Origin of the sequence: Vibrio sp. vnigr-6D03 (genome assembly GCF_002835515.1) — a bacterium.
Classification (GTDB): Bacteria; Pseudomonadota; Gammaproteobacteria; order Enterobacterales; family Vibrionaceae; genus Vibrio; species Vibrio penaeicida.
Genome location: NZ_PIZL01000016.1, coordinates 77,031 through 91,886, shown reverse-complemented (window position 1 = coordinate 91,886; position 14,856 = coordinate 77,031). Strand labels below are relative to the sequence as shown.

The 14,856-nt window shown below is 43.9% G+C and carries 13 protein-coding genes; all 13 read right to left on the bottom strand.

The genetic code is table 11. The features are described 5' to 3' along the window. Window positions 1-16 precede the first annotated feature (16 nt). Complete coding sequence (gene betI, locus CW749_RS13495) at window positions 17-625, bottom strand: transcriptional regulator BetI (protein WP_101112649.1); 609 nt, start codon at window positions 623-625, stop codon at window positions 17-19. Between the two features lie 586 nt (window positions 626-1,211). After that, complete coding sequence (locus tag CW749_RS13490) at window positions 1,212-1,571, bottom strand: hypothetical protein (protein ID WP_101112648.1); 360 nt, start codon at window positions 1,569-1,571, stop codon at window positions 1,212-1,214. Between the two features lie 219 nt (window positions 1,572-1,790). Then, on the bottom strand, window positions 1,791-2,744 hold the full coding sequence (locus CW749_RS13485) for a ChaN family lipoprotein (protein ID WP_101112647.1): 954 nt from the start codon (window positions 2,742-2,744) through the stop codon (window positions 1,791-1,793). Between the two features lie 114 nt (window positions 2,745-2,858). Beyond that, on the bottom strand, window positions 2,859-4,865 hold the full coding sequence (gene fhuB, locus CW749_RS13480; RefSeq protein ID WP_101112646.1) for a Fe(3+)-hydroxamate ABC transporter permease FhuB: 2,007 nt from the start codon (window positions 4,863-4,865) through the stop codon (window positions 2,859-2,861). Next, window positions 4,865-5,776, bottom strand: a complete 912-nt coding sequence (locus CW749_RS13475; RefSeq protein WP_101112645.1) for an iron-siderophore ABC transporter substrate-binding protein — start codon at window positions 5,774-5,776, stop codon at window positions 4,865-4,867. Before CW749_RS13475 ends, fhuB begins: the two co-directional genes overlap by 1 nt. Further along, window positions 5,770-6,537 carry an ABC transporter ATP-binding protein gene (locus tag CW749_RS13470; RefSeq protein ID WP_101112644.1) on the bottom strand — a complete coding sequence of 256 codons (768 nt, stop codon included), beginning with the start codon at window positions 6,535-6,537 and terminating at the stop codon, window positions 5,770-5,772. Before CW749_RS13470 ends, CW749_RS13475 begins: the two co-directional genes overlap by 7 nt. Before the next feature lie 12 nt (window positions 6,538-6,549). Beyond that, window positions 6,550-7,266 (bottom strand): siderophore ferric iron reductase, encoded by a 717-nt coding sequence (locus CW749_RS13465; protein ID WP_180958402.1) that lies wholly within the window; start codon window positions 7,264-7,266, stop codon window positions 6,550-6,552. A gap of 130 nt (window positions 7,267-7,396) precedes the next feature. Further along, window positions 7,397-9,559 carry a TonB-dependent siderophore receptor gene (locus CW749_RS13460; protein ID WP_101112642.1) on the bottom strand — a complete coding sequence of 721 codons (2,163 nt, stop codon included), beginning with the start codon at window positions 9,557-9,559 and terminating at the stop codon, window positions 7,397-7,399. Between the two features lie 272 nt (window positions 9,560-9,831). Beyond that, window positions 9,832-10,725 carry an AraC family transcriptional regulator gene (locus CW749_RS13455; protein ID WP_145997852.1) on the bottom strand — a complete coding sequence of 298 codons (894 nt, stop codon included), beginning with the start codon at window positions 10,723-10,725 and terminating at the stop codon, window positions 9,832-9,834. Between the two features lie 80 nt (window positions 10,726-10,805). Continuing rightward, window positions 10,806-11,624, bottom strand: coding sequence for a 23S rRNA (guanine(745)-N(1))-methyltransferase (gene rlmA / locus CW749_RS13450; RefSeq protein WP_101112640.1), 819 nt, complete (start codon window positions 11,622-11,624; stop codon window positions 10,806-10,808). A gap of 79 nt (window positions 11,625-11,703) precedes the next feature. Further along, window positions 11,704-12,036, bottom strand: a complete 333-nt coding sequence (locus tag CW749_RS13445; protein WP_101112639.1) for a hypothetical protein — start codon at window positions 12,034-12,036, stop codon at window positions 11,704-11,706. An 81-nt stretch (window positions 12,037-12,117) separates the two neighbouring features. Further along, on the bottom strand, window positions 12,118-13,131 hold the full coding sequence (locus CW749_RS13440; protein ID WP_101112638.1) for a DUF2860 family protein: 1,014 nt from the start codon (window positions 13,129-13,131) through the stop codon (window positions 12,118-12,120). A gap of 78 nt (window positions 13,132-13,209) precedes the next feature. Continuing rightward, entirely contained in the window at window positions 13,210-14,847 is a 1,638-nt protein-coding gene (locus CW749_RS13435; protein WP_101112637.1) for an ATP-binding protein, read from the bottom strand. Window positions 14,848-14,856: the final 9 nt, after the last annotated feature.

Here is a 14,856-nt window from a genome sequence, read left to right as displayed (position 1 = left end):
AAAGTACTGGCTGTCGTTATTTTGTGTTTAGTTGCTGCGTATAGAAAGTCAGTTGTTTGTCTAAGTAATCATTGATAATGAGGCGTGCTTTTTCCGCATCAATCCCTTTAGGGTTCAATGTTCCTCTTAACCAAACACCGTCGATTAAAGCGGCAATACCGTGGGCAATAATTTCTGCCTGTTCCTTCTCAAACAAAGCTTTTAGCTCAATTTTCAAATGCGAGAGAAGGCGTTTTTCGTTTACACGTTGAAGTCGTTTTAGTTCTGGGTCGTGGACTGAATAAGACCAAAATGCTAACCAAGTCTTTGCGACTTTGTTTTCTGCTTGGTAGCCCACAAAGTTGCCATCAATAATGGCGTTGATACGTTGTTGATGAGCGTTTTTAGGCAACTGACTTAATTGTTCAGTAATTGTTGAAGAGAGCTGACGAAGAATCTCTTTCATGGTTTCTTTAAGAAGACCATGTTTACCGCCAAAGTAGTGGTTAATGATCCCACTCGATACACCAGCTTCTTTGCTGATCAGTGAAATGCTTGCAGCATGCAACCCAACTCGATCGATGACGGTCATCGTTGCTTGAACAAGCTGTGGTTTCCTGATTTCTGGCATCCCAACCTTGGGCATGACGGCTTCCTTATTTTTAATTGAACGATCAATTAATAAAAATAATGCCCTAAAAATGCTTAGTACTCAAAACATATTTTTTAAAAACGTCGCTCAGGATTTGACTAAAAGTAGGGAGATTAGAACCTTTTCTGGCTGAGAAATGTTAAATACCTCACCTTGAGTAACATATCTGTAAGTGAAGTTCACGTTATTTAACTTACTGTATTTTATGTTTATTCTGGAATTTCATCTAAGGAGGAGCTCAAGCTTGTAACGAAAGAGCACATATTTAGTACTGTTTAATTACATCGCTCATTTCGGTAGGAATATTTTTTTAGTTTTTAGCCAGATACTTTTCGTATTCAATAAGAATGATAAATACAAAGTGGTCTAATGAAAGTGAGTGAGCATACATTGGTATGTTTGCAGGTGTTAAGATAGGTTGTTTAATAGTCTGAGTGGGAAATAGGCAGCCGCAAAAGAATGCCACAACGCAAGAAGCTAGCACTCTGGTTGTTGAGCGCAAGTTTCGCGTATTTAGTTAAGCACGTAAGCTATAAGAAGAAGGCAATGTCGGTAAAGGCTAATTTATACTGGCTTTAAGCTATACCAACAGTGCCAAGATTCCACCTATGGTTGCCGCTGCGGACAAATATTGCCCCGCGGAATAGGAAGTATCATCTTCTTCTTTAAACTTATCAGGGTGATCCATTCCTAATGCTCCATGAGCAAAGGATTCGACTTTGTCACCCACACCTTTATCTTCTGGATTTGCCGCAGCATCTTTTTCAATCTGCTGAAGTGCGGCAAGTAAGGCTTTGCCCTCATTAGACAACGTGACTTTGTTCTGCTCGACTTTGACAGCTGAACCGGGAACGGTATCTTCTACCGCTTTTGATTTCGCGCTGTTTGTCGCTGTGGCTGTAGGGGTAACCCTAACTGGCTCCGCTCCAATCGAAGTCATATTGTTCTCCTCAATATGGTCTGAATACTTTATCGGCAGATCCGCAAATAACTTTGACTATTTTTTCTGCCTAGTCTGATTATTTTTCCTACTCAATCTGATAGATTTTTAAGCAAGAATCAGTCCATATACTCAAACTACCTCAAGGTGCAGGATTCAGAGCTCTACCTTCGGTCCCATTTCATCGCCAAAGAAATAAAGCTCAGAACAAATTGAGGGTTACTCTTTTTCGCAGTTTAAGCCTGAGTTTCGCTTACCTAATTGATGGTAAGCTTTCATTCTATTTTCTTGTTTTATGTACCTTGGTGGCAGCTCTGCAACCAACACTTGATAGCCTTTTTTGTCTGCAGTGATTTCCGTTACGGGCTCAATAATGGCAATGTTGAGATCTGGGTTTCTACGCTGGATAGACGCAGCAGTTCCAAGCCCGTCGGACACATGAAATTTGCCAGCAGTGAGCAAGACTTTTTTATCGGAATTCTTGTTTAGATAATGAACAATACTTTCCGCCATTGTTTCATCCCACGTAACCTGTGCAGCGTATTGGTTGGCGGTTTGTTCTGGTTTTCCGTGGTGCATGGAAGCCATGAATTTTTGTTTGTAGGGTGAATCGCTGGTGTCTATGTTTTCCGCAATAAATCCACGTTCTTCCTTGCTTAGGTTTTGAGTCCAACCGAGTCCTTTTCTGCCGATACACTTAACGGTTTTCTTCGGCGCGTTTGCGGCTATAACATCCAGTTTATTCAAACGTGCATACTCAACCAGAGGGCGATAATCACTGGTGTAATTTGGCCAAGCATTACCCTGTTGAATTAGGGTTTGTTCGCCTATTTCTCCGTTCAAATAGTCGTTAATAAGATCTTGCTTGTCTCTAGAAAACTGTTCCATCGCAAGTGTGGTTGGTAACCCTGATTGGTTCATGGCCGCGAACAAATCCGTTTGAAATTTATGAGTGCCAGCATGGCTGTGCCACTCACCGACTAAAATCACATCTGCGTTCTTTAACTCTTTTACTAATTGCTGCAAAGGCAACGTAGTTTCGGAGGAATAAATTTTATAATCGTAAAAGTTGGAAACAATCGCTGATGCTGGGGAAGTTACGGTTGATTGCGAAGTAGTAACGGCAGAGCAGCCTGCCAAAAGAAGCATGGGTAAAGGAATTATTTTTTTCATAGTCATCTCCGAAAGAGCGGGCAGTGTAGACCAGCCCTTATCATTATTCAACGAGTGAGAATGATTTTCATTAAGGACTGGTAAGGTGACCCATTCTGATTCGTTTACACCTAATCACCTAGTGGCAAAGCGGTTTAAGTTACTTCTCATCAGAAGCAATAGGAAATAAGCACCACCAATGATAGAAACGACAATACCAGCAGAGACTTGTCCCGGATAGACCACATTTTGCCCAAGCCAGTCAGCGAACATCAGCAGCGAAGCGCCTGTGAAGCCTGCGACCCACATTTGATCTTTTGCGCGCTTTGCTCCCAGCATAACCGCAACATGTGGAGCGAGTAAGCCAATAAACGATACCGGTCCCATCGTCGCCGTTACGGCAGAGCAAAGCAACGCAACCAAAATCAGCAGTAGCTTAAACTTAGCCGGAACATTTAACCCTCTTGCTTGAGCAAAACCTCGTCCTCCCGAGATTAGCGTTAGCCATCGATGGAGAGAGAGCGCCAGCCCTGAAAGAATTACCGTACAACCAAATAATGCAATGGCAGAGCCTGCTTCTACACGATAAGTTGACCCGGATAGCCAAGTTAGCAACAAATACGCAGTTTCACTGCCTTGTGCTAGCACGAAATGGATCAATGATTCTATTAGGGCTGTGAGTGCTATTCCCGTAAGAATGAGCATTCCGGGCGAGTATTCATGTTTTCTGCCAAGCAGCAGTAACAAGCCTAGAACTGCAAGGCAACCGATAAACGCTAATGTGAATTGGAGTTCGAATAAGGTTGTTCCTAACAACATCATTCCTACAACCAAAAACAAACTGGCACCTGCTGAAATGCCAAGAATATCTGGGCTAGCCAACGGGTTATATATGATTCGCTGTAAAATGACACCGGCAATGGCTAGCCCAAATCCTGCGCTAAAGGCTGTGAGCATTCTTGGATATTGCTGGCTCCAAACAAATTCGGTGGGTACTTGCCATACCCAACCAGAGGCGTCGCCAGTGTTATAGAAAAATGCGCCTAGTATGACGAGTAATCCCGTACTGAACACCGCACTGTACAACGTTTTTGGTTGGTAGCGGGCAGTTGAATTGGGTAAAGAAAGGCTCATTTGGTCATGAGCTTTTAACTTACTGCGAGCAAACCAAACCAGTACAGGTGCACCAATGAGGGCTGTTGTGGTGCCAGATGGAATGACGCTAATGGATACATAATTGATAGCGATGGTGAGCGTATCGGTAAACAGCAATAAACATGCTCCCAGCACCATACTCACCCAAAGTTCGCTTTTGGGGGTTCTGGCACCAGCAAAGCGAGCAATATTCGGTGCGATAAGCCCGATGAAACTTATAATGCCCACACTCGCAATAGCAGAAGAAACCAACCAAAGACCAAGCACAATGAGCCCAAAGAAAGCAGGAACTAGGTTAAGACCGCGAGCTTCAGCATTGGTATGCCCGAGCCTCAACAGTGCAAGGATTCTAGGGGAAATCAATAATATGACGAGCCCAAGTAACAGTTGTGGGAAGAGCCAATCTACCTGTTGCCAGCCGTTCTGCGCGAGGTCGCCTGCGCCCCATAAGAAAATGTCTTTTGCAAATTGGTCGTGAAAAAGAGCAATTCCTGTTGCGATCGCACCAAAGAGTATATTAACCGCCATTCCTGCAAGCACGACTCGAAGACCAGATAGATCTTTCAAGCCGACAATACACATTACAACAGCCAGGCTGACCATTGCGCCAATGAAGGGCACCAATGTGGAAGTAAACGCACTCAATGTGGGTAGCCACACCGTGGCGCACATAAGTGCCAACCATGCTCCGGCAGATGTGCCTAACGTTAGCGGTGAGACTAGGTGATTTTGTGTCAGTTGTTGGAGAAGGCTACCAACCAACCCAAGAACAGCACCGGCCATGATAGCCATCAGTAATCGAGGAAGGTGGGCTTCTACAAAAAGTATTTCTTCAAATTCAACAGGTGAAAACTCTAAGCCGTAGAACTTTGACATCACCATGTCAGAAACGATCTGCCACTGCTGGTTAAGCGTGAGTTCACTGCCAATATAGCCAGACGCCAGTATTAGGGGGATTAACAATAAACCTATCCGTAGCATTGCCATTACTCACCTGCACTCGGTGCAACCGACTCTAAGCTTTCTGCGAGCGCTTCTGCTACATACAATAGAGACATGGCTCCGCCGTAGTTCCAAACGGGAGAAACCGAAGCGACTTTGTTGTTTTTAACAAAAGGCATCGCGTTCCACATTACGGATTTCTCCAACTCGGATTCCTGTTTAAACGGCTTAAAGTACAGCGCGACACCATCACCAATGGAGTACAGTTTTTTCAAGCGCTTTTGAGTGACTCCCCACTGAGTGGTTGGCTGTGGTAGGGCAGGTTCAAATCCCAAAAGTTGAAGTGCTTCTTGGGTACTAGAGTTTTCGCCGTAAAGGTAGACCGTCGTGGTACTAGCAAAACGAAATGCCGCTACCTTCGGTTTCTGACCGGCATAGGCTTTATCGAGTTTGATCTTTAGCGCATCAATCTTAGAGTACATTTGCTTGAGTCTACGTTCGGCGACATCGGATTTACCCAGAGCATGAGCAATTTGGCGGAAGTGCTTTATGGAGCGCTCTACATTGCCTGGTTCTTGTTTGTATGTGTGGTAATACAAAACGGGTGCAATTTTTTCTAGGCGCTCGGTTAAGTCAATTTGCGGTGAACCAATAATGATGACATCGGGTTTTAGCTGTTCTAAGCGAGCGAGGTTTGGTTCCATACGCGTCCCAACATCTTCAACCGACTCTGGGACTTCAGGCTTAACCACCCAAGCTCTGTATTCAGGGATATTTGGTATGGCGACAGGCGCTACACCGAGTTCTAGAACTTGTTCGGCTATGTCCCAATTGAGAGCAGCAACCCTAACGGGAGTGTTGGGAAGAATCTGTTCGCCACGGCTATCTTCAGCGATGATTTGTGCCTGCAAAGTGAAGCTGAAAAAGAATAGGGTAAACAATGCTTTCTTTAACATATTATGGCTACCTTGTGGTCGTTGTTAGGGTGGTCTATCAGTGATACTGGAGTGTTATAGAGACTGGCTAATCGCTCTTCATCAAGCAAAAGTTCACGTTTTCCTTCAAACAGGATATTCCCTTTTTTCAATGCGATAACGTGAGTGGCGTAGCGTAACGCTAAGTTCAAATCGTGAAGAATTACCAAGACACCTCTACCTGAATGTTGATTGAGTTCTTGGAGTAGATCCATCACTTGATATTGATGCTGGACATCCAAAGCGGAGGTGGGCTCATCAAGGATCAAAAAGTTAGATTGCTGCGCTAGTAACATAGCGATCCAAGCACGCTGTTTCTCGCCACCAGATAGCCGGTCTGCCTGTTCATTGCTCATTGAGTGGACTTCTGTTTGAAGCATGGATGTTTCGATAATTTGATTATCTTCACTATTCCACTGTCCAAAGACACCACGCCAAGGGTAGCGACCTAATCGAACTAACTCTTTTACATTCAACCCTGCAACTTCGGGCAACTTTTGCGGAAGATAAGCGACTTCCTTAGCCAATGATTTTGCAGAAAACTTTTCGAGTGGCTGCTGACCGAGCTGAATATGACCTTCTTCTGGACTGAATTGTTTAGCGAGCAGGTTAACCAATGTGGACTTTCCCGAGCCGTTATGACCCAAAACCACGGTAAAACCTTTGGGGTCAATGGAAAGTTCATCGATGTCCAAAATGGTTTTTTCTTCACGAATGACTTTGATTTGATTGAGTTGATACATACGCTTTCGTTCTTAGTTTTGAATCGGGGACGAGTTTTTGAATCGAGGACAGTCTTCGCAAAGCGCCCCTTGAGTTGTCTTGTATACTAAACAACAGCTTTTTCTCACGTAGGAGAGGGCACCTTGTTTTTCTTCAATTCGACTGATTTGATCCAGAGGTAATTGAAATGCACTGAGCCACATGGCGGCATTGTTTCTTATGTCATCCAGAGTTAATTGAGGGTCAAATTCTTTCAGTCTTAAGCAACAATTTACGATAGCGTCAGCCAGCAAGTGCTTCACAAAACCTGGCCGACAACGATACTGTTGATCGAGTTGGGTTCTGTATTCTTCAAATAATACATTCAGTTGCAATGCAGCTTCGGGGACTAACTCTTGCACTTCACCATGTCGATGTTTTTGGTTTGAAAAGCAAAATCCCGTGACAAAAGAACCCATTTTGGACTGCCCGAAAGAATTGAAATCGGGCAGTGTTTTGAAGCCATATACGCTGATAAAGGCAATATAAAGAGGTTGCCAAGTGGCCAAGTCCCAACATCGAGTTATCCAATAGCTTTTTCCTGCTTCAGGGTGCAAAACTTGCAGTTGAGAATACAGCTGATTGAAGAATGCCTCACCGCTATGGTGCGAACGGAGCATTGATTCGTCTGGCTCCGTTATTTTGCCTGATAGGTAAGGCGTAATTTGTTCGCATGCACTGAAAAGTTGTTGGTGAAATGACTCTTGCACGGCTATTCGCTTTCCATGTTTTAAAATAGTTACATATACCCAAGTATCTTGAGGTGACTTGGGTATGATCTTAAAACGCGAAAACAGGTGATGTTTACACACCACCTGTTTTGCGCTTTTTTACGGTTGATTAAAAATCAATTTTGACATTTAACTCCACCGTCCTTTCCTGACCGTACCAGCAGTGGCTTTCGTTCCAGCAGGTGTAGTATTCGGTGTTGAAAAGGTTATTTGCCACGACGTTTGCCGAAGCCCCATTTAGGGAATCGCTGAATCGACTTAAATCGTACCCGAGCGACATATCGACGAGCGTGTAACTTTCCACTTTCCCAAGATTCTTATCAGTACTGTCATTTAATACCGCTTCACCAACATAGCGAACACCGCCGCCTACACGTAACCCTTGCATAGCGCCGTCGTTAACGTAGTAGTTTGACCAAAGATTTGCAGCTTGCTCAGGCACAAATACTGGGACTTGCCCCACTTTGGAAGCGTCACCATCTTTAGTTATTTCAGTGTCGGTATAAGTGTAGTTAGCAATCAATTCTAAGTTGTCACTAATCAACGTTTGACCTTCTAACTCCAGACCTTGAGAACGAACTTCACCAATCTGAGTATATGGATCGCTCCCGGTTGCACGGTAGGCAACATTTTCTTTAGTAATATGGAATAGCGCAGCACTTGCTGTCGTGTTTCTCTCGTAAGATTCGTACTTAACGCCAACTTCTATTTGGTTACCAATTTCAGGATTCAAACTCTCCTGATCTTCATTGTAAGCGGCAACAGGCTGGAAGCTTGTAGCGAAATTGGCAAATGGAGAAATACCATTTTCGAACTTATATAGCGTACCTAAACGGTAAGAAAAGTTATGGTGAGAAGTATCTGTGTCAATTTCGCCTTTAAATGGGCTCGGCAGTACAATTCCATTTGACTTGTAGTATATGTAATCAGATTCAAGCTTTGTTTTTACATGGTCGTATCGACCACCGGCTATGAATACCCAGTTATTTAGCAATATCTGGTCTTGGAAGTAGACACCCAACTGATTCATAGAGACATCAGTGTTGGTTACGGAATCTTTAAAGAAGTCATTTGGATTTAGCTTGTTGTTATTTGGGGTGTGCAAGTTTATGCTGGCAACATCACTAAACGCCGTGTAGGCGGCTCCACCTGTGAGACCACGATAGTCGATTCCAGCGAGTAGGTAATGGTCTATGTTGCTTGCTGAAATGAAACCAGATAGCTGGTTGTCAATGCTAAAGCCTTTCGAATTTTCATCAGTGCTAATGGCTGAGCGATTTAAGTTACCCGTTGACGCAGTGTAGTCCCCACTTTGAGTACCTTCTTGATAGAATTTCGTATTCATATAGCGGAAGTTTTGCAGGAAGGTCCAATTGTTGTTGAACTCGTGGTTGAACTTATAACCAGTTAGCAAGAATTCACGTTTTAGCTCGTTGTAGTTAACATCACCAGCAAATGTTGATGGAGAGACTGTACCTGCCTTAATCGCATCAAGAGGAAGCGTGAGGTTATGACCAAGGGCTGGGTCGTTTTGATAGTACAGATTAAAATTGACGAACGTCTTGTCGGACACGTACCAGTCAATAGATGGGGCGATCATGTATCGCTCTTCTTTAACATGATCGATCTGAGTATCCGATTTTCGTGCTAGAGCAATAAGACGATAAGCCACGTTGTCACTTAGTGAGCCCGTTGTATCCACAGAGGCTTCAAGCAAGCTATTTGAACCAGTCGCCAAGTTAACCTGTGTGCTCTTTTCTAGCTGAGGTGCTTTCGCGATAACATTCACCATCCCACCCGGAGGCATGGTTCCATACAGAACCGATGTCGGTCCCTTAAAAATCTCTAGTCGCTCAATGGCAACAGGATCAATTTGAGGTTGTACATTCCAACCCGGTAGCATTGGAAGCATTAAGCCATCGTAGTAATTGTCTGAAGAACTGAAACCGCGAATGTTTACCCAGTTCGATAAGACGACTGCGCCACCTTTGTTTTCTGTAGAGACACCAGGCGCGTATCGCAATGCCTGCATCACGGATTTTACGCCTCGTTGCTCAAGCTGCTCGCTTTCAATAACGTTAAGTGTTTGCGGCGTTTCTTCCGGCTCTAATACCGTTTTCGTCGCGGTATTTCGGTAGGCTTTACCAAAGACTTCAATGGTTTCTGTCTCTCCCGAATCCGCATTTACAAAAGGTGCGTAAGAAAAAGTAGCGGCAACAGCCAGTGCAATCACGGAGCGGCGCATTGTCGGGGTGTGGGATGGTTGGTTCATTAATACCTCAGCTATGTCCTTTTTAATCAGCGAGATGTTTACGCTGTAGTGACGTGTTCACGTTGTTTTATCAAGGAGAAGCGAGAGCATAACCATAGTTTACCTTATGGATAGGTTACCTTATGGTGGTTCTCTTTCAGCGGAGCCCGCCGTTTATGCCTTTTTTATTGTGAACACAAATGATAATGATTATCAGGTAGGAATCATATAGCTAATGATGAAGTGAAAATTAACAATTTGGTGCAACTCTCATTTTAATGATTAATTACTCATTAATTTTTAATGACAGGGAACCAGTACTCCATATAAGAGGTATCGCTGGTGGCATTGAACCTGTGATCATAGACCTCAATTTCATAGCCATCTACACCCTGATATCCAGAATCAGGGAGCCAGAATAGAATGAACCATTCCACTAAGTCGGCTAGCTTTTCTATTGGACCATGAACGGGTAACACCGCGTAATCGTGTTCAGGAATGTCTAGAGAGGAAAGTTTTGCTTTCGTCCGCTCACTTAACTGTTCGGCGTTTAGCCCTGACCAATATTCCAAGCCTTCTTCACCCATTACACTATGGGTAGCGTCAATGACACCAAGCTGGGGGGAAAGTCCTCGAACTTCTTTACACTTCGAATGAAGTTCTTCCCAGATTTGAGGAACCTTTTGTTTGAAATTAGGGGTTTGGGCAAACAAGCCTTTTATTGGTTCACGGATACCATATAAGGTCGAGGCTGCTCTGTGCTCTATTCGAATCTGGAAGTAGTCGGTATCGGGTTGATATCTGGGAGCACTAGCGCTTGGACGCACGAGTGGGATTTTGATTCGGTTTCGATTGCCTTGTTGGCGGTATGCTCGGGGACTTAAGCCAAAGTATTGTTTGAATGCACGGCTGAAGCTGATTTCGGAATTGAACCCAAATGCGACTGAGATATCCACCATACGATCGTGAGAAGTAAGAATTTGTTCTGCGGCCAGACTGAGCTTAATTTCTCTGACGTACTGCGCAACGTTGAGACCAGTCTTTGAGTGAAAAACCCTTTGAAGCTGCCAGCGCGACCAACAACTCTGCTTGGAAAGATCTTCCAAAGTAAGTGGCAAATCGACGTTGCTGTGGATATAGGACAGTAATTTTTCTATCCGATTTAATGAAGGGTCAGTAACGCTCAAAATATAGCTCAATCTGATTAACGATATCGTCTTACCATACCATGGTTTGTATTGATTCTAACCCTTCAAAACACGAGGGATTAGACTCTCTGGTAGGCTCTGATGATGAAGTCTGCCTCGCATTCAAACGTCGAAGAATTAGACAAAGATTGCCTGAATTCGTCCGTCGCTTTCCAAGCAAACGGCGTCATTTGAAGTAGGTCTAGCGCTTCGTTTCCATTTAAGGGCATCGTGTAATTCAACTTTTCTTCGCCCAATAAACTAAAGCCATCGATAGTTTCATGGGCTTCGTCATGTAGCCTGACGTCGTCGTATATGCCTTCACGCAGTTGATATAGGTGACGAGCAGCGGGTGTAACTGTAACAACGACGCCTTGGTGGCGAATAACACGCTTGAGTTCATCTGCTTTGCAGGGCGCATAAATTCTCAGTACGGCGTCAAGAGATTGATCCGCAAAAGGCAAGCGATGGCTTGACGCCACGCTGAATTGGCAATCTCTGTAACGCTTTGCTGCATAACGGATAGCGACTTTTGAAATATCGAGTCCAAACACCTTGGCGTGGGGGTTCGATGCGCGCAATGTGCTCTCTACTTGATTGGTGTAATACCCTTCACCACAGCCTATATCGAGCAGTTGCGCTGACGTATTGTCGAGCCACTCTCGACATGTATTCGCAACCGTATCGCGAAGCTTATCGTAGTGACCACTATCGAGAAAACGGCGCCGAGCCTGAGTCATCTCTTTATTGTCACCGGGATCTTTTGAGCGCTTATGATGTGCGGGCATAAGGTTAACGTAGCCTTCTTTTGCAACATCAAACTGATGGTTATTCTCACATCGATAATGATGCTGAACGAAATCAAGTTTCGTTTGGCAAAGTGGGCATTGATAAGACATGTTCAACTCGCAGAGACAATTGGGTCGCAAATTTTAGCGGTATAGGTCGACCATTGCAAAGATTCAAAGGCGGTGAACATCAATCTCGGTATTCGTCTAATAGGTGTTCCCATCGAGCATATTGTTGATGAGGAGAGGGCAACCGCGCTGTCATGACATACAAACTGATTTTTGTGATGACGTTTTTAGCGACCGCTTCCGATAGACTGTCTGATTCGATCGAGTGAAAGGGGCTTTGCTCAATCTGCATATCGGAAGAATTCATTTCTCTGAACAATACCCATTCGCCCGGTGGTGTCACTTGTTCTAATGAGGGAAGGGGCATCCATTTCATAATATCGTTATGAGGAAATCGAGAGCAACCCGACAGCGTGAATAGTGCTGTAATGGCCAAAATGACTGTGATACGCATTGATTTCCTCCTTGAAACTCATTTGAATCGAATTAAGTGAGCGATACCCAAGAAACGATGCGCTGCTTGGGTATTTGCTAACTAAAAGAAGTAGTTAACACCTGCTGAAATGTAATTGGATTTAGTGTCATGGAAATTGATGTCTGAATCTTCATTGCCAATACCACCAATGACACTAATACTCGCTCTTTCCCAACCAAATGGTTGCGCATAGGAATAAAGTGCGAACAAGTTGGTTATTGAGGTGTCTTGTTTTTTGTTAAATACGGGGTTTTTAGCATCAAAACCGCGTTGTGCGATACCAGCGTGAACAATAAAGCTGTGCTTTCCTAATGAATACTGCAGGCCTAAATCACCACCAAACTCTTTGAAACTGTTGGCTTTGCCATCGGCATCACGAACGGTGTAGTTTAGAGCAGGCAAAAGTGCCATGTTGTCGGTTAGAGGGAAAACCGTTTCAACTGCCACTCTTTGGTATAGGCTGTTTCTTTCCAGCTTTTTCATATTTTCAGCTGACAAATTTTGCCCTTTACCAGATTTGTCGTTTTCTACGTTGTACTTAACAAAAGCGTAGCGGAACGTTAAAGGCAAAGTGGTCTCTGGTGAGTAGGCGATTCGTCCACCTTGAGCATTAGAATTTGTTGTTTTACGGGCAGATCCAATCAAATAGGCATCTTCCCAAACTTCATTGACTCCAGGGATTTTCGGGAAGTACGCAGCATTAATTAAGCCCACGCCATTCAGATAGTGGTTCACACCAATTTCCGCTTGAAACTGTTCGTTAGTTACCTGATCTTCACTTTGACCTAAGTAAAATTGTGTATAGCCGCTATCTAATGTGTACTCCACTCGAACAAAAGGGAAGGCACCAAATCCAGATGTTGATTTTCCGCTGCTTTGTAGCGAGTCTGTTGTTTTGTTGTCATCGTGAGTATTAAGTTGAGATTGCTCGGTTCCAACTCCAACGTTCGCTGATAAAACAAATTGCCAGCCTGGATCAAATGGTGTTTCTTGCTCCGCAATTTCTGAGTTTGCGATTAGAGGAGTGCTCATCATCAAGCAAGTGATACCAACCGTTCTGTGTAGATATTTCATCCCTGTACCTTTTTAAATGTTGAGATTGAGTAGCTATTGTGTTCAATAATTGATCGCTACTCCATGCCAAAATAAAGACTAACTGTGACCGTTTGTGACAACTTTCGCTCGGCTTCCCTGTTGATCCTCTTCTGGTTTTGCGTTCCAAGATAAGATGAACTTGGCTCCACCAAGAGAGGACTGCGAAATCAGTACGTCACCTTCATGCCAAATGGCAATTTGTTTAACAATGGCTAAACCCAGCCCATGACCTGTTGTGGTGTCTCTTTCTTCATTGTCTACCTGTGTAAATGGGTCAAATATTGATTCCCATAACGCCTGAGGGATACCAATGCCGTCATCTTCAATGGTGAGCTGCCAAGTTTTTGGGTGGCGTTCAAAGGTGACAACAATGGTACTTTTCGCAAATCTAGCTGCATTCGAAAGTAAGTTGTTCATTGCGCGGACCATGGCTCTTTGATCGACCATGATTTCTTCTTCCTGAAGTAAGGATGAGCAATTGAATTCGACCTGAAGATCGGCGTGTTCCAATTGAAAGTGATGAATTTCAGCGCGCAATATAGGTTCTAGTACGCATGGAACGATTTGTTTTGCATTCGGAACACGGCGAGAATAACGTGAAAGAATTAATGTTTGATTGATGAGATGATCGAGGTCATCAATACTCTTTTCAACGACGTTGTTGTACTTTTCTCTTTGTTCCGTGGTGATGTCACCATTGAGCATTTCAAAAGCAAAGCGCAGGCGGTAAAGAGGGGTTCTTAAATCGTGTGCAATCGCGTTGGTGAGTTCACGATGCCCCAATATCAATTTCTCAACGCTATCAGCCATGTTATTAAATGATGTGCTTAACTTCGCTACCACTGACATTCTGGATGTTTTTGCGCGTGCTTGAAGATCGCCTTTACCGTATTGATTCGCTGTTGCTACTAAGCGTTTTAAATCGCGCCATAGGGGGATAGCCCAAAGCACAATAACGGCGGCTATACAGAGCATGATCCCCATGATGATCGCGCCCATGAACTGAATTTGGATAGTGCTCGATTGGCTGTCCATTACGCGCAAAATATCGTTACCTTCAATTTGAGCGAACAAAACAAGCCCTCCTTCTTCACTCAGTTCAGAAGTGATTTCACCGGATAAAAGCAGGCTTACATTTTCTTCCGAGAGCTCGAGTGAATCCAAAGGTTCAATAGTCGCGTAAACGGGCATTTGTTGGGTAATCTTTTCCAGTTCGACTTCGCGCTGATCTTTGGGCGTTTTCTTGATTTCTCGCGTCAAAATATACATCGGCCCCTTAGCTTGCATCCTTCCATAATCGTTACTGGCTAAATCTGTAGCAAAATAAATGGCTTGTTCACTTTGATGAATTCGCATGAGTAACGCGGGAGGATCGGAAATATGGTAAACAATTTCCCCTGCTTTTAGGCTTGATAATAAATCGGTGTCGCCTAATGGAAAGTCCGCGATCTCAACAATCTTTAAGTCCACACCAAAATGCGGTTGCAGCTCTTTTATGTATTGCGACCAGTTTTCTGACGGGATTGCGTCTAAGTCTTCTTGTAGGGTATAGAGCGTCGGGCCGTAAATATCTTCATAAAAGTCTTTTGTTAAAATATTGCTGATATGGTTGAGTGGGTTGGCGGAGAACGGGCTGAAAAATAATGCAATCGGGATAAGAATTACCAGCCAAAGAAGAGAAAATGCCTTAATCATAGAAGCTCC

What these genes read in the sequence shown, in the direction of transcription:
- CW749_RS13490 (WP_101112648.1), bottom strand. Translation starts at nt 1,571, where the DNA reads ATGACTTCGATTGGAGCGGAGCCAGTTAGGGTTACCCCTACAGCCACA.
- CW749_RS13485 (WP_101112647.1), bottom strand. Translation starts at nt 2,744, where the DNA reads ATGAAAAAAATAATTCCTTTACCCATGCTTCTTTTGGCAGGCTGCTCT.
- CW749_RS13460 (WP_101112642.1), bottom strand. Translation starts at nt 9,559, where the DNA reads ATGAACCAACCATCCCACACCCCGACAATGCGCCGCTCCGTGATTGCA.
- CW749_RS13435 (WP_101112637.1), bottom strand. Translation starts at nt 14,847, where the DNA reads ATGATTAAGGCATTTTCTCTTCTTTGGCTGGTAATTCTTATCCCGATT.
- fhuB (WP_101112646.1), bottom strand. Translation starts at nt 4,865, where the DNA reads ATGGCAATGCTACGGATAGGTTTATTGTTAATCCCCCTAATACTGGCG.
- CW749_RS13440 (WP_101112638.1), bottom strand. Translation starts at nt 13,131, where the DNA reads ATGAAATATCTACACAGAACGGTTGGTATCACTTGCTTGATGATGAGC.
- CW749_RS13445 (WP_101112639.1), bottom strand. Translation starts at nt 12,036, where the DNA reads ATGCGTATCACAGTCATTTTGGCCATTACAGCACTATTCACGCTGTCG.
- rlmA (WP_101112640.1), bottom strand. Translation starts at nt 11,624, where the DNA reads ATGTCTTATCAATGCCCACTTTGCCAAACGAAACTTGATTTCGTTCAG.
- CW749_RS13470 (WP_101112644.1), bottom strand. Translation starts at nt 6,537, where the DNA reads ATGTATCAACTCAATCAAATCAAAGTCATTCGTGAAGAAAAAACCATT.
- betI (WP_101112649.1), bottom strand. Translation starts at nt 625, where the DNA reads ATGCCCAAGGTTGGGATGCCAGAAATCAGGAAACCACAGCTTGTTCAA.
- CW749_RS13475 (WP_101112645.1), bottom strand. Translation starts at nt 5,776, where the DNA reads ATGTTAAAGAAAGCATTGTTTACCCTATTCTTTTTCAGCTTCACTTTG.